Origin of the sequence: Streptomyces flaveolus (genome assembly GCF_014648815.1) — a bacterium.
GTDB lineage: Bacteria > Actinomycetota > Actinomycetes > Streptomycetales > Streptomycetaceae > Streptomyces > Streptomyces flaveolus.
In genome coordinates, this window is record NZ_BMRV01000001.1 from 656,303 (window position 1) to 678,539 (window position 22,237).

A 22,237-nucleotide genomic window follows, 5' to 3' on the forward strand; every position below is an offset into this window, starting at 1 on the left:
ACCCGGTCAAACCACGGAGCGCGAAGGCTCGGGTCAGAACAGCGGCTCGGGCAGCACACCCTCCAGCGCGAGCAGCCGTCGCTTGGTGTCCACGCCGCCGCCGAACCCGCCGATGCCGCCGTCGCTCTCCACGACCCGGTGACACGGCACGACGACCGGCAGCGGGTTGGCCCCCATCGCCGTGCCCACCGCCTGGGCGGCCCCGGGCTGGCCCACCCGCCCGGCCAGATCGCCGTAGCCGACGACCGAGCCGTAGGGCACACCGGACGCCAGCTCCCGCAGCACCTGCCGGTTGAAGCCCGATATCAGCGACCAGTCCAGCGGCAGGTCGAAGTCGTGCCGCTCGCCCGCGAAGTACGCCTCCACCTGCCGTATCGCCTCGGCCAGCAGCGGGGAGCCGGGCGCCTCGACGGGCCGGGTGCCCAGCCGGGACGCGAGCCGTTCCAGTGCCCGGTCGCGCACGGCGTCCGTGGCGTGGAACACGACGTTGACCAGACCGTCGCCGGTCGCGGCCAGCAGCAGCGGGCCGATGCCGGTGCCGACCACGGCCCACACCACCTGCTGCTCGTACTGCCCATGGCTGTCCATGCGCCCACCGTACGGCCCGCCACCGACAACGCCCGGGGCGGCGGACGCGGGCGCCCGCCGCCCCGGGCGTCGTGGGATCACAGACCGGAGGGGTCCGCCGCTTCGCCCACCGCGTCCCGGATCACGTCGGGCTTGTTGGTGATGATGCCGTCCACCTCGTACCCGGCGACCCGCCGGGCGGTGGCCGGGTCGTCCACCGTCCAGGTGAAGACCTCCATGGTCCTGCCGTGCGGTCCGGTGAAGGTGTGGACGGTGGCGACGTAGCTCAGGGAGATCGAGCCGTGGGAGGGGTTGATCTGGTCGGTGAACTTCGCGTACTCGGGCAGGTCCGCCACGGCCGGGGTGCCCAGGAACCCGGTCTTGACGGCAGGCTTGAGGTCGTGGACGGTCCGGATGCTGTCCGCGTCGAAGCTCTGCACGATCAGCCGGCCGGCCACGTGCCGCCGGTCGAGCCAGCCCTCGTTGGCGAGGACCTTGAGGGTCTGCCGCTCGATCCCCGGGTAGAGCCCGGGGTTCTTGAGCTCCAGCAGCAGCTTCTGGTGGTGGAGATCCACACGGTGCACGTACTGTTCCAGCGTCGGCACGCGTGCGCCCGCGTACTCGGCGCCGAACCAGCTCCCCGCGTCCAGCCGTGCGATCTCGGCGGCGGTGAAGTCCTTCACCTTCCACGGCGCGCGGTCGGGGAAGACCTCCTCGACGTCGGTGGTGCGCTGCAGGCTCTCGTCGTGCAGGACGACGAGCTCGCCGTCCTTGGTGCGCTGAACGTCGTTCTCCACCCAGCGGATGCCCAGCTCGGCCGCCTTGTCGACGGCGGCCAGCGTGTTCTCCGGCGCGTAGGCGGAGGCGCCCCGGTGGGCGACGACCGTCGGCGCGTCGCCGCTGTCCAGGGTGTCTGCGTGTGAACCGGGAGCCATGAGGACGACCCCCACGAGCGCGGTGGTCAGAACGGCAAGTGCGCGCGCGTGCATGCGTACTCCTCGCGTCGAGCGTTCACGGACAGCACCACTGTGACAGCAGAGAGTCAACGAGAGATGGGTGCAGAATGGCCACAGGCTGAATGGAGTTGCTCAACTCCGCTCACCGGGGCCGCACAACTGGGGCAAGGCCGTGATTCTTTGCCGGAGAATCGTTCGACCATTCCGGTGGGAGTCATACTCTCTGCCTCGGCCCTGATCGTTCGCACGGTCCTGGGAAGGGCGCACATCAGGGCATTCCGGGACGTAAACGGGCGGAAGGGCAGCCGCACATGCAAGGCACGGTCGACGGTTTCAGTTACGGACTCGTCACACCGCTGGTGGCCTACCTCATGGCCTGCCTGGGCGGGGCCCTCGGCCTGCGCTGCACCACCAGGTCGATGCTGGTCACCCGGTCCTGGCGCCCCGCCTGGCTCGCCCTCGGATCGGCGGCGATCGGCTCCGGGATATGGACCATGCACTTCATCGCGATGATGGGGTTCACGATCGAGCACACGCCGATCCGCTACGACTGGGCGATGACGTTCGCGAGCCTGGCCGTCGCCATCGTCATGGTGGGCGTGGGCATCTTCATAGTCGGCTACCGGGGCGCACGGGGAACGGCCCTGTTCACCGGAGGCACGATCACCGGCCTAGGTGTCGCCTCGATGCACTACCTGGGAATGGCCGGTATGCGGCTGGACGGGCAGCTGGAGTACGACACGTTCACCGTGGCCGCGTCCGTCGCCATAGCCATGGCCGCCGCCACCGCGGCCCTGTGGGCGGCCGGGCAGGTCCGGGGGTTCCTCTGGAGCCTGGGCGCGAGCCTCGTGATGGGACTCGCCGTCACCGGCATGCACTACACCGGCATGGCCGCGCTCGACGTCCATCTGCACGGCACGTCCGACCCCGCCTCGGGCGGCTCACCGGCCGAGCTGCTCGCCCCCATGCTGATCGGCCCCCTCGCCTTCCTCCTTCTCGCCGGCGTCGTGGTGCTGTTCGACCCGCTGATGGTCATGGGGCGCCCGGCCGGAGTGCCCGTCGAGCGCAAGCCGGGCGTCCCCGCCCACGGCGAGTTCCCGCCGAGGGCTCACCGCCCGGTGCACCACCCCGCGCACCACACGCCCCGCCGCCTCGCCCACCGGCGCCCCCGCACCCCGCAGAACCGCTGATCCGGACCGGTTGTCAGTGCGGGGTCGTACGGTGGATCCCATGCGGCCCGTTTCCCAGATCGAACGCACGGTGGCGCCCTTCGAGGTCGTCAGCCCCTACCAGCCCAGCGGCGACCAGCCCACGGCCATCGCCGACCTCGCCCGGCGCATCGAAGCAGGCGAGAAGGACGTCGTCCTGCTCGGCGCGACCGGCACCGGCAAGTCCGCCACCACCGCGTGGATGATCGAGAAGCTCCAGCGCCCCACCCTCGTGATGGCGCCGAACAAGACCCTGGCCGCCCAGCTGGCGAACGAGTTCCGGGAGCTGCTGCCGAACAACGCCGTCGAGTACTTCGTCTCGTACTACGACTACTACCAGCCCGAGGCCTACGTCCCGCAGTCGGACACCTACATCGAGAAGGACTCCTCGATCAACGAGGAGGTGGAGCGCCTGCGCCACTCGGCGACCAACTCGCTGCTCACCCGCCGCGACGTCGTCGTGGTCGCCTCCGTCTCCTGTATCTACGGTCTCGGCACCCCGCAGGAGTACGTCGACCGCATGGTCCCCCTCCGCGTCGGCGACGAGCACGACCGGGACGAGCTGCTGCGCCGTTTCGTGGACATTCAGTACACGCGCAACGACATGGCCTTCGCCCGGGGCACCTTCCGGGTGCGCGGAGACACCATCGAGATCTTCCCGGTCTACGAGGAGCTCGCCGTCCGCATCGAGATGTTCGGCGACGAGATCGAGGCCCTCTCCACGCTCCACCCGGTCACCGGCGAGATCATCAGCGACGACCAGCAGCTGTACGTCTTCCCGGCCTCCCACTACGTCGCGGGCCCCGAGCGCCTGGAGCGGGCGGTCAACGACATCGAGAAGGAACTGGCCGAGCGCCTGACCGAACTGGAGAAGCAGGGCAAGCTCCTGGAGGCCCAGCGTCTGCGGATGCGCACGACGTACGACCTCGAGATGCTCCGCCAGATCGGCAGCTGCTCCGGTGTCGAGAACTACTCGATGCACTTCGACGGCCGCTCGCCCGGCTCCCCGCCCAACACGCTGCTGGACTACTTCCCGGACGACTTCCTGCTCGTCATCGACGAGTCGCACGTCACCGTGCCGCAGATCGGTGCCATGTACGAGGGCGACGCCTCCCGCAAGCGCACCCTGGTCGACCACGGTTTCCGGCTGCCCTCCGCGCTCGACAACCGCCCGCTGAAGTGGGAGGAGTTCCAGGAGCGCATCGGGCAGACCGTGTATCTGTCGGCGACCCCCGGCGCCTACGAGCTCTCCCGCTCGGACGGCGCCGTCGAGCAGATCATCCGGCCCACCGGCCTCATCGACCCGGAGGTCGTCGTCAAGCCCACCGAGGGGCAGATCGACGACCTGGTGCACGAGATCCGCAAGCGGACCGAGAAGGACGAGCGCGTCCTCGTCACCACGCTCACCAAGAAGATGGCCGAGGACCTCACCGACTACTTCCTGGAGCTCGGCATCCAGGTCCGCTATCTGCACAGCGACGTCGACACGCTGCGCCGCGTGGAACTGCTGCGCGAGCTGCGCGCCGGCGAGTACGACGTCCTGGTCGGCATCAACCTCCTGCGCGAGGGCCTCGACCTGCCCGAGGTCTCCCTGGTGGCCATCCTCGACGCCGACAAGGAGGGCTTCCTGCGCTCCGGCACCTCCCTGATCCAGACCATCGGCCGCGCGGCGCGCAATGTCTCCGGCCAGGTCCACATGTACGCCGACAAGATCACCCCGGCGATGGAGAAGGCCATCGACGAGACCAACCGCCGCCGGGAGAAGCAGGTCGCCTACAACAAGGCGAACGGCATCGATCCGCAGCCCCTCCGCAAGAAGATCAACGACATCGTCGCGCAGATCGCCCGCGAGGACGTCGACACCGAGCAGCTCCTCGGCTCGGGCTACCGCCAGACGAAGGACGGCAAGGGCGCCAAGGCCCCCGTGCCCGCCCTCGGCGGCAAGACGGCGGCCGGTGCCAAGGCGGCCAAGGGCAGGAAGACGGAGACGGTGCCCACCGACCGCCCCGCGGCGGAGCTCGCCGAGCAGATCGAGGACCTCACCACCCGCATGCGGGCCGCCGCCGCGGACCTCCAGTTCGAGATCGCCGCCCGACTGCGCGACGAGGTCTCCGAGATGAAGAAGGAACTGCGCCAGATGAAGGAGGCGGGCCTGGCCTGACGGCCGTCCGGCACGCGGTGTGTTGCAAGACCGACACAAAGTGCGGACCTGGGTACGGCACTGTCGGTGGCTCTGCGTAGGGTTCTGGTCAACCGCGGGCGCCGCGGCAACAGGGGACAGTTCGTAGAGGGGAATCAGCGCGTGACCGTCAACATGACCAAGGGTCAGGCCATCAGTCTGCAGAAGAGCGACGGCGGCAGCCTGACGTCGGTGCGCATGGGTCTCGGCTGGCAGGCAGCTCCCCGGCGCGGCCTGTTCGGCTCGCGCACCCGGGAGATCGACCTCGACGCCTCCGCCGTCCTGTTCGCCGACAAGCAGCCGGTCGACGTCGTCTTCTTCCGCCACCTGGTGAGCGACGACGGCTCGGTGCGCCACACCGGGGACAACCTGGTCGGCGGTGTCGGCCAGGGCGGCGACGACGAGGCGATCCTCGTCGACCTGCAGCGCGTCCCGGTCCACATCGACCAGATCGTCTTCACCGTGAACTCCTTCACGGGCCAGACGTTCCAGGAGGTGCAGAACGCGTTCTGCCGCCTGGTGGACGAGACCAACGGCCAGGAGCTCGCCCGTTACACGCTGGCCGGCGGCGGCGCCTTCACGGCCCAGATCATGGCCAAGGTGCACCGGGTGGGACAGGGCTGGTCGATGACCGCCCTCGGCTCCCCGGCCAACGGCCGCACCTTCCAGGACCTGATGCCGGCGATCCTGCCGGTCCTGTAGGGCGGAACACCGACCCGGCCCGTTCCGCCAGGGACGGGCGGGCGGTTCAGCACACATCACGAGTGGCGCACGGGTGACACAGGGGGAAAGACGATGACGGCCGAGCTGGTACGGGGGCAGAACCACCCGCTTCCCCAGGCCCGTCTGGAGATCCGGGTCTCGGTCGGCACGCCGGTGGTGGCCGCGGCCACGCTCGGCGACGAGAACGGGACGGTCCACGGGGCCGAGTGGGTGGCCCATCCGGGCACGCCCGCGCTGCCCGGACTGGAGGTCTCCCGGCAGGCAGCCGCCGACCACCGGCTCGCGGTGGACCTGGACGCCGTTCCGGACGCCGTGCACCGGGTCAGTGTGCTGCTCGCCCTGGCCGCGGCAGACACGGCGGGCCCGTTCCGCTTCGGCGCCGTCGCCGCGCCCTTCGTCGCCGTCACCGGCCTCGACGGCACCGAGGTCGTCAGCTACACCATCACCGGCCTGGAGGCCGAGTCGGCCGTCGTCGCGCTGGAGCTCTACCGCCGGCAGGGCGCCTGGAAGGTACGGGCCGTCGGCCAGGGCTACGCGGGCGGTCTCGCCGAACTCCTCGCCGACCAGGGCCTGCCGCAGGCCCACCGGCTCGCCGGTACGGTCCAGGAGGCGGTGGCCGGCGGCCTGGCCCGCTCGGTCCCGGCCCCCTCGCCGCATACGGCGGACGGCGACCGTGCCCGGCAGACCGCCGCCCCGGCGCTCGGACCGGACCACGGAGCGGGCGCGCCCCAGGGCACGCCCGGCCCCGTACCGGCGGCGTCCCCGTACGACCCCCAGGGCGCCGGCGGCCCGCAGACGCCCGGCGGCCCGATCGACTACAGCCACCCGCGCCGGCAGCACGCGGCGCCGCCCGCGCCCGCGCCGACCGCGCCCCCGGCCGCACCCGGTCAGCCCGCACAGCCCGTCGCGGGCGATGCCACCGGCTGGTCGATGGACGAGCGGCTGTACAACCAGGTGTGGGGCATGTTCGAGGACCTGGCCCGCACCGCGGCCGCGTACCGCAGCGCCGTCGACTTCGCCGAGTCGCGCATGGAGAAGGAGATCGACCAGGCCCTGTCCGACCCGCGCAGCCGGATCGGCGGGCAGGGCGACGCCGCGCGCGAGGCCGCCCGCGCCCGCCACGCTCAGCTCGTGGCCCAGGCCAGAGAAGCCCTCGACCGGGACGTCGCCCAGCTCGCCGCCGAGGCGGCGGTCGTCGAGCCCGCCCTGCCGGCGGCCTACGCGCGCTGGGACAACCCCGTCTGGCACGCCTATCGCGTGCCCATGGAGATCCCCATGGCGGTGCGCCTGGGCGACCTCCGTCTGCCCGAGGCCGACCGGATACGCATACCGATGCTCGTCCGGCTCCCGCTGGAGCGCGGCCTGTGGATCGACAGCGGGCGTTCCGGCTCGCTCGACGGTTCGTTCGCCGACTCCCACGAGATGGGTCGCCTGGCCCTGGAGACGGCGGTCGCGCACGCGGCCCGGTTGCTCGCCGTCTACCCGGCGGGCGAGTTCACCGTCCACGTCATCGACCCGGCCGGAGCGGGGACGCAGGCCCTGGCACCGCTGGTGCAGAGCGGAGTGCTCGCCGCCCCGCCGGCCCTCGGCGCCGCGGGGACGGCCGACGTGCTCGCCCGGCTCACCCAGCGCGTCGACCTGGTGCAGATGGCGCTGCGGGGAGGCGCCGCCGACGCGCTGCCGCCCGGTCTCGACACGTCCCAGCAGCTCCTGATCGTCAACGACTTCCCGCACGGCTTCGACGACCGGGCCGTGAACCAGCTGCGCTACCTCGCGGACGAGGGCCCGGCGGTCGGTGTGCACCTGATGCTGGTCGCCGACCGCGAGGAGTCCGCGGGTTACGGACCACTGCTCGACCCACTGTGGCGTTCGCTGCTGCGCCTGACCCCGGTGGCCGACGACCATCTGGCCGACCCGTGGGTCGGCCACGCCTGGACGTACGAGCCCTCGCTCGTGCCGTCCGGCAGCCAGGTGCTGCAACAGGTGCTCACCGCGGTCGCCGCGGCCCGTCACTCGTGGAACCGGTGAGCCAAAGCTCGCACCAAGTCCTTGTAAAGCCATGCTGACCTGGCATTTTGGCTTCTCCTTTACCCTTCTCTTTACCTTTCCTTGGTGATTGGGGTACTGTTTTTCGTACGGAGGGGAGTACTCCCTGCCAACTGCGGCGTACCCGTCAATACGGATCAGGCCAGATCCCGGGGCGTCGGCCCGTGGGCTCCGGACGCGCTTCGCGCACCGGAAGTCCGGGGTGGAAGAGACCTCCGGCAGCGACGACGCTGACATCTGCCGTGTGACGTACTGCCGGAGGCGTAAGTGGAAGTTTCCCTGACCCTGTGGGTCCTGACCATCGTGGGCCTCGCCGCCCTCATCGCGGTCGATTTCTTCATCGGCCGCAAGCCGCACGACGTGTCGATCAAGGAAGCCGGGATCTGGACGGTCGTCTGGATCGCGCTGGCGGGTCTCTTCGGACTCGGGCTCCTCGTCTTCGGCGGCGGCCAGCCCGCCGGCGAGTTCTTCGCGGGCTTCATCACCGAGAAGTCCCTGAGCGTCGACAACCTCTTCGTCTTCGTCCTGATCATGGCGAAGTTCGCGGTGCCCTCGCAGTACCAGCAGCGAGTACTCCTCGTCGGAGTCCTCATAGCCCTGGTCCTCAGGGCCATCTTCATCGCCGCCGGTGCCGCGATCCTCGCCAGCTTCTCGTGGGTGTTCTACCTCTTCGGCGCCTTCCTGATCTGGACAGCCTGGAAGCTCATCCAGGAGGCACGGGCCGACGAGGAGGACGAGGAGTTCGAGGAGAACAAGCTGCTCAAGGCCGCCGAGCGCCGGTTCGGTGTCGCCGACCGGTACCACGGCACCAAGCTGTGGATCGAGGAGAACGGCAAGCGCATCATGACCCCGATGCTGGTCGTGATGCTCGCGATCGGCACCACCGACGTCCTCTTCGCGCTCGACTCCATCCCGGCGATCTTCGGCCTGACCCAGGACCCGTACATCGTGTTCACGGCCAACGCGTTCGCCCTGATGGGTCTGCGGCAGCTGTACTTCCTCATCGGCGGACTGCTGAGGAAGCTGGTCCACCTCTCGTACGGCCTGTCGATCATCCTGGGCTTCATCGGCGTGAAGCTGGTGCTGCACGCCCTGCACGAGTCCGGGGTCCACGTCCCCGAGATCAGCATTCCGGTCTCGCTCGGCGTGATCTGCTCGGTCCTGATCGTCACCACGATCACCAGCCTCCGGGCCTCCCGGAAGCAGGCGGAAGCGACGGCTGCCGAGGACGCGTCGAAGCAGGACATCGACGCCTGACCCGCGCACGCCCGCCCGTCGGGCGCGCAGGTCACCACCGGCAGCGGCGAGCGGCGCAGAGCCGCCCGCCGCTGCCGGCGTCGCGGCGCCGGCCGGGAGAGGGAGCCCTGAGCGCGGCCCGGCCGACGGCGTTCCCCGTCCGTGCGACCGGGAGTGCGGGGTCCGTTCGCCTCTGCGACGATCGCTGCATGATCACTCGGCCCAGGGCGCTCCTCGCACAGTGGACGACCGTCACGCCCGTGGTCGCGGTCGTGCTGCTGGGCCTCACCTGGGGACGCGACCTGCCCGGTGGGGTCGTGGCGCTGCTGACCGTCGTGCTCGCGCTGTCCGTCCTGGCGGCCGTGCACCACGCCGAAGTGGTCGCCCACCGGGTCGGTGAGCCCTTCGGCTCCCTCGTGCTCGCCATCGCCGTCACCGTCATCGAGGTCGCCCTCATCGTGACCCTGATGGCGGACGGCGGCGACAAGAGCGCGACCCTCGCCAGGGACACCGTCTTCGCGGCAGTGATGATCACCTGCAACGGCGTCGTCGGGCTCAGTCTGCTCGTCGCCTCCCTGCGCCACGGCACGGCGGTGTTCAACCCGGAGGGCACCGGCGCCGCCCTCGCCACGGTGGCGACCCTGGCCACGCTCAGCCTGGTGCTGCCGACGTTCACGACCAGCGCGCCGGGCCCGGAGTTCTCCACCGTTCAGCTGACCTTCGCGGCGCTGTCCTCACTGATCCTCTACGGGCTGTTCATCACGACCCTGACCGTGCGGCACCGCGACTACTTCCTGCCGATCACCCGGCAGGGCGAGGTGATCACCGTGGAGGACCACGCGAACGCGCCGTCGGCCCGCACCGCACTGATCAGCCTGGGCCTGCTGGCCCTGGCTCTGATCGGCGTCGTCGGGCTGGCGAAAGGGGTGTCACCCACCATCGAGGACGGGGTGGAAGCCGCGGGACTGCATCATGCCGTAGTCGGCGTGATCATCGCCCTGCTGGTCCTTCTCCCCGAGACCATCGCCGCCCTGCGCACCGCCCGCCGGGACCGGGTGCAGACCAGCCTGAATCTCGCGCTCGGGTCCGCGATGGCCAGCATCGGACTGACCATCCCGGCCGTCGCCCTGGCCTCCGTCTGGCTCTCGGGGCCGCTGGTCCTTGGCCTCGGCCCCACCCACATGGTGCTGCTCGCGCTGACGGTCGTGGTGGCCTCCCTGACGGTCGTGCCGGGGCGTGCCACACCCCTGCAGGGTGGTGTCCACCTGGTGCTGTTCGCGGCGTACCTGGAACTCGCGGTCAACCCCTAGCCGGCGAGGAGCCCCGGTACGCGGACCGGTGCGTGGATCAGTACGTGACGACGATCCGCCGGGCGGGCCCGTCGACGCGGACGTGTCCGCCGTACGGGACGACGACCTGCGGATCGGTGTGACCGAGGTCCACGTCGAAGACGATCGTGGCCTCGGGAGCGTAGGTCCGCATCGCGCGCAGCACCGCCTCCCGCTGCTCCGCCGCGTAACGGGCACCCTCCTCGGGGCTGTGGGGACGCGCGAAGGACCACGTCTTCGGGCGGCCCATCAGCAGGGCGGAGAAACGCCCGAGTAGGCCGCGCTCGCCCATGCTCCGCAGCGTCCGGAAGACCTCCGTGGCGCTCGGCAGTTCCTCCGAGGTCTCCAGGAACAGCACATCCCCGTCGTACTCGGCCGGATCGCGCGCGATCTCGCGGTCGGCCATCAGCAGCCCGCCGAGGATCTCCAGACAGCCGCCCCAGCTGCGCCCCTCGACCACCCGGTCGGCATTGACCCAGGACCAGCCCGAACCGGGCCGGGACCCCGGTTCCGTCGCGAAGGTCGCGGGGTCGGCCCAGTCCCGGTCCACGTCGTTCCAGCGCTCGGCGGGCCGCAGTTCGTACGGGCCCGAGGTGAACAGCGCTGCCCGCAGGGAGTCGGCGGTCTGCGGGTGCATGGCACCGGAACGGCCCAGCTCGCACATCACGCTCGCGCCGTGGTAGGCGACGATTCCCGTGTTGCGCAGGAAGGCGAGCAGGTTCGTGTTGTCGCTCCACCCGAAGAACGGCTTCGGGTGGGCCCGCAGCAACTCCCGGTCCAGGTACGGCAGGACGGTGATCTGGTCGTCGCCGCCGATCGACGCGAACACGGCCTTGACGTCCGGGTCGGCGAAGGCCGCGTGGATGTCGTCGGCCCGTTCGCGCGGCGTCGAGCCCATCTTCCGGCTGGCCGGGTACTCGACCGGTTCCAGGCCGAATTCCTTGCGCAGCCGCTCCAGGCCCAACTCGTAGGGGAGCGGGAACAGTCCGGGCAGTCCCGACGAGGGAGATATGACCGCGACGCGGTCTCCGGGTGAGGGCTTGGGCGGATAGACGATCATCGGCATGCGGGGAGGATACGGGCGGCCGTGTCGCCGGCGCACCGTGATAAACCGGGGCGAGCGCCGGTCGGCCAAGGACCGCCGCACCTCGAACGGACCGGAGGAAACCGTGCCCCGCACCCTGGCCAACGCCCCGATCATGATCCTCAACGGGCCCAACCTGAACCTGCTCGGCCAGCGCCAGCCGGAGATCTACGGCTCCGACACGCTTGCCGACGTCGAGGCCCTGTGCGTCAAGGCCGCCGCGGCACACGGCGGCACGGTGGACTTCCGCCAGTCCAACCACGAGGGCGAACTGGTCGACTGGATCCACGAGGCACGGCTGAACCACTGCGGGATCGTCATCAACCCCGCCGCCTACTCGCACACGTCCGTCGCGATCCTCGACGCGCTCAACACCTGTGACGGGCTGCCGGTGGTGGAGGTGCACATCTCCAACATCCACCAGCGCGAGGCGTTCCGGCACCACTCCTACGTCTCGCAGCGCGCCGACGGAGTCATCGCGGGGTGCGGTGTGCAGGGGTACGCGTTCGGCGTGGAGCGGGTCGCGGCACTGGCGGGGACGGGGCGGGCCGACACCTGAGGGGCCGGGGCCGCCGGCCGAGGGCGGGAAGAGAGGACCGGCGGCCCACGCCGCCCAGGAGCCGTCGTCCTGCGCGGGGCCGCCACCAGTCGACCGCACCGCCCCCGCGCGCCGACAGCGCACGGGGAGGGCCGCCGCTGGTGAACGGATCACACGGGGCGCGTACGGGGGCTCACCACCCGCGCGCGTGCCACTCCGGCAGGTGCGGGCGTTCCGCGCCCAGCGTGGTGTCGTTGCCGTGTCCCGGGTAGACCCACGTCTCGTCCGGGAGGACGTCGAAGACCTTGGTCTCGACATCGTGGATCAGGCTCGCGAACGCCTCCGGGTCCTTGAAGGTGTTGCCCACACCGCCGGGGAAGAGACAGTCCCCGGTGAACACGTGCGGATGCCCGTGCGGGTCGTCGTAGACGAGGACGATCGAGCCCGGTGTGTGCCCGACCAGATGGCGAGCGGTGAGTTCCACCTGTCCCACCCGGATGGTGTCGCCGTCGTCGACCGGCACGTCGGTGGGTACGGGGATGCCCTCGGCGTCGTGCCGGCCGGCGTAGGTACGGGCGCCGGTGGCCGCCACGACCTCGGCGAGCGCCTGCCAGTGGTCGCCGTGCCGGTGGGTGGTGACGACGGAGGCGATGCCGTCGTCACCGATCGTGCCGAGCAGCGTGTGCGCGTCGTTCGCGGCGTCGATCAGCACCTGCTCGTCGGTGGCCCGGCAGCGCAGCAGATAGGCGTTGTTGTCCATCGGGCCGACCGCGACCTTGGTGATCATCAGGTCCTTGAGCTCGTGCACCTGGGCGGGGCCGCCGACCCGCACCTCTCCGCTGTACGTCATGACGGCCAGCCTAGCGCCGGGAGGCGGTCCGCAACCGCCTCCCCGGACTACAGCGGCGGCAGCGCGGGCAGCGTGCCCCCGGCCACGGTCAGCGCGGACCCCTCGCGCCGCCCGGCGAGCCAGCCCAGCAGGTCGGCGGGGGCCCCGGTGACGGTGATCTCCCGTCGGTCCTCCTCGCGGCCCGTGCGCCACGCGCGCGTGCCGTCCGTGAGGCGCGTGGGCGGCACGTCCGGGTGCCCGGTGAAACGGGCCGCCAGGAACGCGGTCTCCCGCTCGGTGAACTCCTCCGGAAGGTCCTCCAGCTCGTAGCCGATCCCGAGGTCCACGTGGTGCAGCTCCACCTCGGCCCAGCGCCGGAAGGGCACCCGGGACGCCGAGTCGGTGATCCCGTTGCGCAGCGTGACCGTACGCGACCAGTCGGCGGGGACCGCGCCCACCTCCTGGAAGCGGGCCGCGCTCTCGCGCACGTCCGTGAGCTGCGCCTCCAGGGGACGCGGGGCGTCCCGCTCGATGTCGGCGTCCCGGGCCTCGGCGGACACGTACATGGGGCGGCCTTCGAGAACGTTCACGAGGGCGTCCGCGTTGCGGGCGAGGTGGGCGAGGACATGGCCGCGGGTCCAGCCGGGAAGGCGTGACTGGTCCGTCACGCCCGCGTTGTCCAGTTTGCCGACCGCGCTCAGCAGTCGCTCGGTGGCGTCGCGTACAGACGCCAGGTCACGCGCGTGATCAATCATGGCGCCGACCCTAGACCGCACCACACCTTCGGGTGAAGGAGGCGGACGACGCCCGTAAATCGAATGCACGTGCTATATGGTCGGGAGCGGCGTCGGGCATGCTGGGGAGTCGGGGTTTGTTGACAACCGGTGAATCCGACCGGCGTTGTCAGTGGCTCCCCCTAGTCTGAGAAGGACGGGGGCCCCGCCCCTGTCACTTCTCTCAAGAAAGGTGCGGACCGGCGTGGCCGACCGTCTCATCGTCCGTGGCGCGCGCGAGCACAATCTGAAGAACGTCTCGCTCGACCTGCCTCGTGACTCGCTCATCGTCTTCACGGGCCTGTCCGGGTCGGGCAAGTCCTCCCTGGCCTTCGACACGATCTTCGCCGAGGGCCAGCGGCGCTACGTGGAGTCGCTCTCCTCGTACGCCCGGCAGTTCCTCGGCCAGATGGACAAGCCGGACGTCGACTTCATCGAGGGCCTCTCCCCGGCGGTCTCCATCGACCAGAAGTCGACCTCGCGCAACCCGCGCTCCACGGTCGGCACCATCACCGAGGTCTACGACTACCTCCGCCTGCTCTTCGCCCGCATCGGCAAGCCGCACTGTCCCGAGTGCGGCCGGCCGATCTCGCGCCAGTCGCCGCAGGCCATCGTCGACAAGGTGCTGGAACTGCCGGAGGGCAGCCGCTTCCAGGTGCTGTCGCCGCTGGTGCGCGAGCGCAAGGGCGAGTTCGTCGACCTCTTCGCCGACCTGCAGACCAAGGGCTACTCCCGCGCGCGGGTGGACGGCCAGACCGTCCAGCTCTCCCAGCCGCCCACGCTGAAGAAGCAGGAGAAGCACACCATCGAGGTGGTCGTCGACCGCCTCACGGTGAAGGACTCCGCCAAGCGCCGCCTCACCGACTCCGTCGAGACCGCGCTCGGCCTGTCCGGCGGCATGGTCGTGCTCGACTTCGTCGACCTCCCCGAGGACGACCCCGAGCGCGAGCGCATGTACTCGGAGCACCTGTACTGCCCGTACGACGACCTGTCCTTCGAGGAGCTGGAGCCGCGCTCCTTCTCCTTCAACTCGCCCTTCGGCGCCTGCCCCGACTGCTCGGGCATCGGCACGCGCATGGAGGTCGACCCGGAGCTGATCGTCCCGGACCCGGACAAGTCCCTGGACGAGGGCGCCATCCACCCCTGGTCGCACGGGCACACCAAGGACTACTTCGCCCGCCTGATCGGCGCCCTCGCGGACGCGCTGGGCTTCCGTACGGACATCCCGTTCGCCGGGCTGCCGCTGCGCGCCCGCAAGGCCCTGCTGTACGGGCACAAGACCCAGGTCGAGGTCCGCTACCGCAACCGGTACGGGCGCGAGCGCCGGTACACCACGGCCTTCGAGGGCGCCGTCCCCTTCGTCAAGCGCCGGCACAGCGAGTCCGAGAGCGACGCCAGCCGCGAGCGCTTCGAGGGCTACATGCGCGAGGTGCCCTGCCCCACCTGTGAGGGCACCCGACTGAAGCCGCTCGTCCTCGCGGTCACCGTGATGGGCAAGTCGATCGCCGAGGTCTCGGCGATGTCCATCAGCGACTGCGCCGACTTCCTGGGCGAGCTGAAGCTCAGCGCCCGGGACAAGAAGATCGCCGAGCGCGTACTGAAGGAGGTCAACGAGCGGCTGCGCTTCCTGGTCGACGTCGGCCTGGACTACCTCTCGCTGAACCGCGCGGCCGGCACCCTCTCCGGCGGCGAGGCACAGCGCATCCGCCTGGCCACCCAGATCGGCTCCGGACTCGTCGGCGTGCTGTACGTCCTCGACGAGCCGTCCATCGGCCTGCACCAGCGCGACAACCACCGGCTGATCGAGACCCTCGTCCGGCTCCGCGACATGGGCAACACCCTCATCGTCGTCGAGCACGACGAGGACACCATCAAGGTCGCCGACTGGATCGTCGACATCGGTCCCGGCGCCGGTGAGCACGGCGGCAAGGTGGTGCACAGCGGCTCCGTCAAGGAGCTGCTCGACAACGCCGAGTCGCAGACCGGCCTGTACCTGTCGGGCAAGAAGGCCATCCCGCTGCCCGACGTGCGGCGCCCGCAGGACCCGTCCCGCCGGCTCACCGTGCACGGTGCCCGCGAGAACAACCTGCAGGACATCGACGTGTCCTTCCCGCTGGGCGTCTTCACCGCGGTGACCGGCGTCTCCGGCTCCGGCAAGTCGACACTGGTCAACGACATCCTGTACACCCACCTCGCGCGGGAACTGAACGGTGCGCGCAGCGTGCCCGGACGGCACACGCGCGTGGACGGCGACGACCTCGTCGACAAGGTCGTCCACGTCGACCAGTCGCCCATCGGCCGCACCCCGCGGTCCAACCCGGCGACGTACACCGGCGTCTTCGACCACATCCGCAAGCTGTTCGCCGAGACGACCGAGGCGAAGGTCCGCGGCTACATGCCCGGCCGGTTCTCCTTCAACGTCAAGGGCGGCCGCTGCGAGAACTGCGCGGGCGACGGCACGATCAAGATCGAGATGAACTTCCTCCCGGACGTCTACGTCCCGTGCGAGGTCTGCCACGGCGCCCGGTACAACCGGGAGACCCTGGAGGTCCACTACAAGGGCAAGTCCATCGCCGACGTGCTGAACATGCCGATCGAGGAGGCGACCGACTTCTTCGAGGCGGTCCCCGCGATCGCCCGGCACATGAAGACGCTCAAGGACGTCGGCCTCGGCTACGTCCGGCTCGGCCAGTCCGCGACCACCCTGTCCGGCGGTGAGGCGCAGCGCGTGAAGCTCGCCAGCGAGCTGCAGCGCCGCTCCACCGGCCGCACGGTCTACGTCCTGGACGAGCCGACCACCGGTCTGCACTTCGAGGACATCAGCAAGCTGCTCACCGTCCTGTCCGGCCTGGTCGACAAGGGCAACACGGTCATCGTCATCGAGCACAACCTCGACGTGATCAAGACGGCGGACTGGGTCGTCGACATGGGGCCCGAGGGCGGCGCCGGCGGTGGCCTGGTGGTCGCCGAAGGCACGCCGGAGCAGATCGCCGGCGTCCCGACCAGCCACACCGGCAAGTTCCTCAGGGACATCCTCGACGCCGACCGGGTCAGCGACGCGATCCCGGCGCAGGCCACGCGCAAGGCGGCGAAGACGGTGGCGGCCAAGACCACGGCCAGGAAGACGGCCACCAAGAAGGTCGACGCCACCACGGCGAAGACCGCGACGAAGACCGCGGCGAAGACGGCCAAGACCACCAAGCCGGCCGCGAAGAAGACGACGCGGGCGAGCAAGGCCTGACCGGCCCGGCGGGCTGCCCGCAGTGCCACACAGGGCGCCCGCCGGCACATGGACGCGCCGTGCCCCATGGAAGAACCCGTGGGACACGGCGCGTCCGCGCATCCGGCGCTCAGGTGCCCGCCGGCTCCACGAACTGCATGTCGAGCTGGATCTTCACCACCTCCCCGAGCAGTCCCGGAGCGAAGTCCAGCCCGAACTCGCTGCGCCGGATCTCACCCGTCGCCTCGAACCCGGCGTGCCGGCTGCCGTCCATGGGCACGTCCACCAGCCCGCCGAACTCCACGGCGAGCGTCACCGGCCGGGTCACCTCGCCGATCGTCAGCTCGCCCTCCATGACCCAGTCCTCGCCCTCGCCCGACACCCGGGTCGAGCGGTAGGTCATCGTCGGACGCTTCTCCACGTCGAGCAGATCGGCGGCGCGCACGTGCGCGTCCCGGTCGGCGTTCCCGGTGTCGACGGAGGCCAGGTCGATCGTCGCGGACACCCGGACGTCGCCGGCCGTCTCCCCGACGAAGAGGTCGGCCTCCACACCGTTGAAACGCCCCCGCACCTTGGCGATGCCGAGATGGCGGATGGTGAAGTTCACGGCGGAGTGAAAGGGGTCGAGAGTCCACTGGCCGGGTGCGATCGGCAGGGGAGTGGTCGCGGTGGTGGCGGTGTCGTTCGTCATGCCGACCACCCTGCGTGTCCCGCACCCCCGGGAGGGAGACCGGCGTGAGCGTGGTAGTCGCAGGGCCACCCTCACGCCCGCGCGGGTTGGTACGTTCCACGGGTGAGCGACAACGAGTTGGGCACGTTCCTGCGCAGCTGGCGCGAGTCCGTCGGCCCCGCCGAGGTGGGGCTCCCGGCCGGCCCCCGCCGCCGCACGCCCGGCCTGCGCCGCGCCGAGCTGGCGACGCTCGCCGGCGTCAGCGTCGAGTACCTCACCCGGCTGGAACAGGGGCGCGACCGCCACCCGTCCGCCCAGGTGCTCGGCGCCCTCGCGGACGCGCTGAACCTGTCCCTGAGCAACCGCATGGTGCTGCGCCGGCTGACCAAGGAGGCCGACGGCGGAGACCCGCTCCTGTGCGCGGCGGCCCCGCCGCTCGGCCGTGAGGCGCGGCCCACCGTGCGTGCCGTCCTGGACCGGCTGGAACCCGCCCCCGCCGCGGTGCTGAACTGGATCGGCGACGTCCTCGCCCACACCGCCGGCTACGCCCGGCTCACCGGCCCCCTCGGCCTGCTCGACGCCGAGCAGCCCAACCTGCTGCGCCACCTGTTCACCGACGAGCGCGCCCGCGACGCCTACCCCGAGTGGGACCGTGTCGCCGACGACCTGGTCGCCCGGCTCCGGCACAACGCCCCGCTGCGGGACCCGTACGTCGCCGAGCTGGCCGACGAGCTGACGGTGACGGCGGGCGCGGAGTTCACCGACCGCTTCGCCGACCTCGCCCTGACCCCGCGACGCGTCGGCGCCCAGCACGTCCGGCACCCGGAGGCCGGCCCGCTGAACCTGCTGCACGAGACGCTCGCGCTCCCCGAGGACGGTCAGTGGATCGTGGTGCACCTGCCGGCGGACGACGCCACGGCCGCCGCCCTGGACCGCCTCGACGGCCGCCGTCCCGGCGCCCTGCGGGCCGTACGGCCGGCCGGCTGAGACCGTCGGGCCGTCAGAGGGCCACCTCGCGGGCGTAGGGAGGCTCCGCGCCCGCGCGCGAACAGGTGACCGCCGCCGCGCGGGCGGCGAAGCCGAGCAGGCCGGCCCAGCCGTCGGGCCCCAGTGCGGCCACCGCGTGCTCGTCGAGCGCGTCCCGCACCGCCAGGCCGTGCAGCAGCGCCGCGTTCACCGTGTCGCCGGCGCCGATGGTGTCCACCACCTCGACCCGCTCGCCCGGCACCGCGTACTCGCCCCCGTCGCGGGTGAACGCCGTCAGCCCCTCGCCGCCGCGGGTGATCACCACCGCCGCCGGACCGGCCGCCAGCCACTCCTGGGGGGCGCCGCCGAGCCACTCGGCGTCCTCCGCGGACAGCTTCAGCAGCGACACCGACGGCAGCCAGCTCTTGAACCGGGCCCGGTAGGCGTCCGGGTCCGGGATCAGCCCCGCCCGGATGTTCGGGTCGAGCGCCGTGAACACGCCCCGCGCCGCCGTCTCCCGCAGCAGCTCCTCGTACGCGCTCGCCCCCGGCTCCAGCACCAGCGAACAGGTGCCGAAGGACACCGCCCGGGTGTTCGGCGGCAGCGCGGACGGCACCGTGAACAGCCGGTCCGCGGTGCCCTCCACGTAGAAGGAGTACGCGGCGGAACCGTCCGCGCCGACCGTGGCCACGGCGAGCGTCGTCGGCTCGGCCCCGCGCTGCACCGGCGACACGTCCACGCCGGTCTCGCGCAGCCGGTCCAGCAGCGCCTCGCCGAAGGCGTCGTACGACACCCGGGAGCAGAAGGCGGCGGGGGAGCCGAGGCGGCCCAGCGCGACGGCGGTGTTGTACGGGCCGCCGCCGAGCGCCGGGCGCAGCGCGGCGAGGGCACCCGTGCCCTGCGGTACCAGGTCGATCAGTGCCTCACCGGCGACGACGATCACGGGAGGGTCCTTTCGTGGTCCGGTTCCAAGACGTGCCGGGGCTGCTCGGGGCAGCCGCAGGAGGTGCGGTGGACGAAGGCGCAGGGCAGCCGCACGGTTCTCGCCGGCCGGTCCGGTGCGGCGAGCCGCTCCAGCAGCAGCCGGACGGCCCGGGCACCGATGTCCCTGCTGGGCTGTGCGACGGCGGTCAGGCGCGGTGCGAACAGGTCCGCCCAGGCGAAGTCGTCGAAGCAGCACAGCGCGAGATCGCCGGGCACGGACAGACCGCGGTCCCGCAGGGCGCGCAGGGCACCGATGGTCATCGCGTTGTTGGCGGTGACCAGCGCGGTGGGCGGCTCCGCGAGGGACAGCAGGGCCGCCGTGGCCCGTTCGCCGCCGGCCGCGTCGGAGTCGCCGTGCACCACCAGCCGCTCGTCGTAGGGCAGCCCGGCGGCGGTGAGGCCGTCCCGGTACCCGGTGATCCGCTCGCGCGTCGTGCTGAACCCCGGCCGGCCCGCGACCAGGCCGATCCGCCGGTGACCGAGCCCGGTGAGATGGCCGACGAGCCCGGTGGTGGGCCCGGCGCTCTCCGCGCACACCTGGTCGAAGCGAGGGCCGCCGCTGTCCGGCGGGTCGACGACCCGGTCGAGGAACACGGCGGGCACCCGGTGGCGCGCCAGGTAGGCGACGAGTGCGCCCGGATCGGCGGACGGCGCGACGATCATGCCGTCCACGCGACGCTCGTGCAGCAGCCGCACGACCGTGAGTTCGTGCCCGGGGTCGTCGTGCGGGTCGGCGATGAGCAGGCTGTAGCCGTGCTCCAGGGCCTCGGCCTCCACGCCCTGGAGGATCTCCGTGAAGTAGGGATTGCTGATCGCCGAGACCGCGAGCCCGAGGGAGCGGGTCCGGGAGGTCACCAGCGAGCGGGCGAGGGTGTTCGGGGTGTAGCCGAGCTCCTCGACGGCGTCCAGCACCGCCTGGCGGGTGTGCGGCAGCACGGGACGGGTGTCGTTGAGCACGTGCGAGACCGTCGCCACGGAGACGCCCGCGCACCGCGCGACGTCGGCCATGGTTGCCACCGGAGCGCCCCTTCCGTCGTAGGCCTGTCGTGCTCCCCGTTGTGCTGGTGCTGCCGGGGAGCGTATCCCGTCCCCGGGCGGACGTAAACGTTTGCGCAATCGCTTACGTCGGTGATTGCGGTGCGCCCTCCGCACGGCGACCCACCCGGACGCACATCGCGCGCCGCCGGATATCGTCGCCCTGCACACCCCCGACCAGTGGAGATCCCCATGCCCGGCCGCCCCGTCCCGAGCCGTCGTACCGTCCTGCGCTCGGCGGCCCTCACGCCCGTCGCCGGGCTCGGTCTGGCCGCCTGCTCACCGGGGGACGACGGTGCGGCCGCGCAGCCGACCGCGCCCGTCGACCTCGGCGCGGAGGGCGAGGTCGCCGAGGGCGCCGCCAAGCTCTACCGGGACCAGAACGTGGTGGTGAGCCGGGCCGAGGACGGCTCGCTGAAGGCCTACAGCACGATCTGCACGCACGCGGGGTGCCCCATCAAGAAGCTGGAGGGCACCAAGCTGGTCTGCCCCTGCCACGGCAGTGAATTCGACGCCCGCACCGGCGAGGTGCTGCACGCCCCGGCGACCGTGGCGCTCATGGAACTGCGCGTCGACGTGCGGCAGGGCCGGATCGTCGCGACGCCCGAGGCCTGATGGGGCCCGGATCAGCGGCGCCCGTTCACGCCCAGTCCCACGCGATCCCCAGCATGCCCGGCCGTACCCGCGCCTCCACGAGGTGCACCGAGTGGTGCGGCCCGTTCATGGCCAGCTCCCGACGGCCGCCGCGCGGCGCCGCCGCCGAGTGCTGCGTGAACCGCCGGCAGCGCACGGGCGGGGCCGACGCGTCGAAGCCCACCTGGAGGGCGTACTGCCCGCCCGCCGCGCCGAACGCGCGGACGTACTCGTGCGACACGCCCGCGGTGCCGTCCTCGACGCCGTAGCGGAAGAGATAGGTGTCCCCGGCCCGCAGGCGGGTGTCGAAGAGCAGCTCCGTCACCAGCACACCGGTGTCGTGGTGGGTGCGGACGCGCCCCGTACGGCAGTTCTCCAGCGCGTGGACGGCCATCCGCGCGGGAGCGCACCCCGGGTCGCCGTGGTGGACGGCGACGAAGCGGTCGACGCCGTCCCGGTGGGCGCGGACGATGTGGTGCGACTCGCGCCCCGCCAGCTCGCGCCGGGCCCCGATCCGGACCCGTTCGTGGTGCCCGAGGGTGAGCAGCCCGTCGTCCGCCGACGGGTGGCCGAGCTCGCCCAGCAGCCGGTCCAGGACGCCGGAGGCCTCGACACGGGCCCGGTAGGAGCGCACCGCGGGCCGGTGTGCCGCCGTCGGCTCGTCGGTCTCGGCGAGCAGGCGTATCAGCGACTCCTCGGGCAGCTGGAGTATCTCCTCCAGGGCCCGCACGGCCCGCAGCGACTCCGGACGCTGCGGACGCCGGGCGCCCTGCTGCCAGTAGCTCAGGCTCGTGACGCCCACCGTCACCCCGTGCCGCGACAGATGGTGCTGGACGCGCTGCAACGGGAGTCCGCGCGCGGCGATCGCGGCGCGCAGGGCGACGTGGAACGGGCCGCCGCGCAGGACCGAGTCGAGTTCCGCGGTGTCGGTGCCCGCGGTGACGACGTCCGCGATGTCGGCGTCAGCGATGTCGGCGTCCGCGTGCTGTGTGGCGTGCGGCATGCAGGGGCCTTTCTGTGAATGTTCACAACGGCTGGTCGGACCGTTCGGCGCGGATCCGCGGGGCCCGCCCCCTGTCGCGGCGCAGGGGAGGTCTTCACATCCGTACGCCGCGCTCCAGGGCCCCGAGTTCCCCCGCATTGAAGCGTGTTGACCTAGTCCCGACAACACCTGAAGCCGCACCGCGGCACACTCCTGGCCGAGAACGCACGGGCCCGCGCCCCCTGGGCCACCGCGCGTGACCGACCGGACCCGGACGGTC

The 22,237-nt window shown here is 71.5% G+C and carries 19 protein-coding genes; 10 read left to right on the forward strand and 9 right to left on the reverse strand.

Going from position 1 to position 22,237, the window contains the following annotated elements:
* Positions 1 to 33 precede the first annotated feature (33 nt).
* A complete protein-coding gene (locus IEZ05_RS02960; RefSeq protein WP_189228363.1) occupies positions 34 to 588 on the reverse strand; it encodes a methylated-DNA--[protein]-cysteine S-methyltransferase in 555 nt (184 codons plus the stop codon).
* Between the two features lie 77 nt (positions 589 to 665).
* Positions 666 to 1,556 (reverse strand): glycerophosphodiester phosphodiesterase, encoded by an 891-nt coding sequence (locus IEZ05_RS02965; protein WP_189228364.1) that lies wholly within the window; start codon positions 1,554 to 1,556, stop codon positions 666 to 668.
* 278 nt (positions 1,557 to 1,834) lie between these two features.
* On the opposite strand from IEZ05_RS02965, the gene IEZ05_RS02970 reads away from it, so the two are divergent.
* The 6 genes from IEZ05_RS02970 (at position 1,835) to IEZ05_RS02995 (ending at position 10,225) form a co-directional block, all read left to right on the forward strand.
* A complete protein-coding gene (locus IEZ05_RS02970) occupies positions 1,835 to 2,713 on the forward strand; it encodes an MHYT domain-containing protein (protein ID WP_189228365.1) in 879 nt (292 codons plus the stop codon).
* A 40-nt stretch (positions 2,714 to 2,753) separates the two neighbouring features.
* Positions 2,754 to 4,892, forward strand: coding sequence for an excinuclease ABC subunit UvrB (gene uvrB / locus IEZ05_RS02975; protein WP_189228366.1), 2,139 nt, complete (start codon positions 2,754 to 2,756; stop codon positions 4,890 to 4,892).
* Positions 4,893 to 5,033: 141 nt separating this feature from the next.
* A complete protein-coding gene (locus IEZ05_RS02980; RefSeq protein ID WP_189228367.1) occupies positions 5,034 to 5,612 on the forward strand; it encodes a TerD family protein in 579 nt (192 codons plus the stop codon).
* A 93-nt stretch (positions 5,613 to 5,705) separates the two neighbouring features.
* Entirely contained in the window at positions 5,706 to 7,661 is a 1,956-nt protein-coding gene (locus tag IEZ05_RS02985) for a TerD family protein (protein ID WP_189228368.1), read from the forward strand.
* 285 nt (positions 7,662 to 7,946) lie between these two features.
* Positions 7,947 to 8,936: a TerC/Alx family metal homeostasis membrane protein gene (locus tag IEZ05_RS02990; protein ID WP_189228369.1), complete on the forward strand. Its 990-nt coding sequence runs from the start codon at positions 7,947 to 7,949 to the stop codon at positions 8,934 to 8,936.
* Positions 8,937 to 9,124: 188 nt separating this feature from the next.
* Positions 9,125 to 10,225, forward strand: a complete 1,101-nt coding sequence (locus tag IEZ05_RS02995) for a calcium:cation antiporter (RefSeq protein ID WP_189228370.1) — start codon at positions 9,125 to 9,127, stop codon at positions 10,223 to 10,225.
* A 37-nt stretch (positions 10,226 to 10,262) separates the two neighbouring features.
* Here the strand turns inward: IEZ05_RS02995 and IEZ05_RS03000 are convergent, their stop codons facing one another.
* Positions 10,263 to 11,309, reverse strand: coding sequence for a S66 family peptidase (locus IEZ05_RS03000; protein WP_189228371.1), 1,047 nt, complete (start codon positions 11,307 to 11,309; stop codon positions 10,263 to 10,265).
* A 103-nt stretch (positions 11,310 to 11,412) separates the two neighbouring features.
* On the opposite strand from IEZ05_RS03000, the gene aroQ reads away from it, so the two are divergent.
* Positions 11,413 to 11,886: a type II 3-dehydroquinate dehydratase gene (gene aroQ, locus IEZ05_RS03005; RefSeq protein WP_189228372.1), complete on the forward strand. Its 474-nt coding sequence runs from the start codon at positions 11,413 to 11,415 to the stop codon at positions 11,884 to 11,886.
* 172 nt (positions 11,887 to 12,058) lie between these two features.
* Here aroQ and IEZ05_RS03010 read toward each other — a convergent pair whose 3' ends face one another.
* Entirely contained in the window at positions 12,059 to 12,715 is a 657-nt protein-coding gene (locus IEZ05_RS03010; RefSeq protein ID WP_189228373.1) for an MBL fold metallo-hydrolase, read from the reverse strand.
* 47 nt (positions 12,716 to 12,762) lie between these two features.
* Entirely contained in the window at positions 12,763 to 13,449 is a 687-nt protein-coding gene (locus IEZ05_RS03015) for a maleylpyruvate isomerase family mycothiol-dependent enzyme (protein WP_189228374.1), read from the reverse strand.
* Between the two features lie 223 nt (positions 13,450 to 13,672).
* Between IEZ05_RS03015 and uvrA the strand changes: the two genes are divergently transcribed.
* A complete protein-coding gene (gene uvrA, locus IEZ05_RS03020) occupies positions 13,673 to 16,708 on the forward strand; it encodes an excinuclease ABC subunit UvrA (RefSeq protein ID WP_189228375.1) in 3,036 nt (1,011 codons plus the stop codon).
* Positions 16,709 to 16,817: 109 nt separating this feature from the next.
* Here uvrA and IEZ05_RS03025 read toward each other — a convergent pair whose 3' ends face one another.
* On the reverse strand, positions 16,818 to 17,378 hold the full coding sequence (locus IEZ05_RS03025; RefSeq protein ID WP_189228376.1) for a YceI family protein: 561 nt from the start codon (positions 17,376 to 17,378) through the stop codon (positions 16,818 to 16,820).
* A 102-nt stretch (positions 17,379 to 17,480) separates the two neighbouring features.
* On the opposite strand from IEZ05_RS03025, the gene IEZ05_RS03030 reads away from it, so the two are divergent.
* On the forward strand, positions 17,481 to 18,344 hold the full coding sequence (locus tag IEZ05_RS03030; RefSeq protein ID WP_189228377.1) for a helix-turn-helix domain-containing protein: 864 nt from the start codon (positions 17,481 to 17,483) through the stop codon (positions 18,342 to 18,344).
* Between the two features lie 13 nt (positions 18,345 to 18,357).
* Here the strand turns inward: IEZ05_RS03030 and IEZ05_RS03035 are convergent, their stop codons facing one another.
* Both IEZ05_RS03035 and IEZ05_RS03040 read right to left on the reverse strand, forming a co-directional pair.
* The gene (locus IEZ05_RS03035; protein ID WP_189228378.1) at positions 18,358 to 19,266 is read right to left on the reverse strand and encodes a carbohydrate kinase family protein; all 909 of its coding nucleotides are present in this window, start codon (positions 19,264 to 19,266) and stop codon (positions 18,358 to 18,360) included.
* Positions 19,263 to 20,324, reverse strand: a complete 1,062-nt coding sequence (locus tag IEZ05_RS03040; protein WP_189228379.1) for a LacI family DNA-binding transcriptional regulator — start codon at positions 20,322 to 20,324, stop codon at positions 19,263 to 19,265. The genes IEZ05_RS03035 and IEZ05_RS03040 overlap by 4 nt, the downstream gene beginning before the upstream one ends.
* 210 nt (positions 20,325 to 20,534) lie before the next feature.
* On the opposite strand from IEZ05_RS03040, the gene IEZ05_RS03045 reads away from it, so the two are divergent.
* Positions 20,535 to 20,957: a Rieske (2Fe-2S) protein gene (locus tag IEZ05_RS03045; protein WP_189228380.1), complete on the forward strand. Its 423-nt coding sequence runs from the start codon at positions 20,535 to 20,537 to the stop codon at positions 20,955 to 20,957.
* A 25-nt stretch (positions 20,958 to 20,982) separates the two neighbouring features.
* On the opposite strand, the gene IEZ05_RS03050 is transcribed toward IEZ05_RS03045, so the two are convergent.
* Positions 20,983 to 21,978 carry a hypothetical protein gene (locus tag IEZ05_RS03050; RefSeq protein ID WP_229869556.1) on the reverse strand — a complete coding sequence of 332 codons (996 nt, stop codon included), beginning with the start codon at positions 21,976 to 21,978 and terminating at the stop codon, positions 20,983 to 20,985.
* Positions 21,979 to 22,237: the final 259 nt, after the last annotated feature.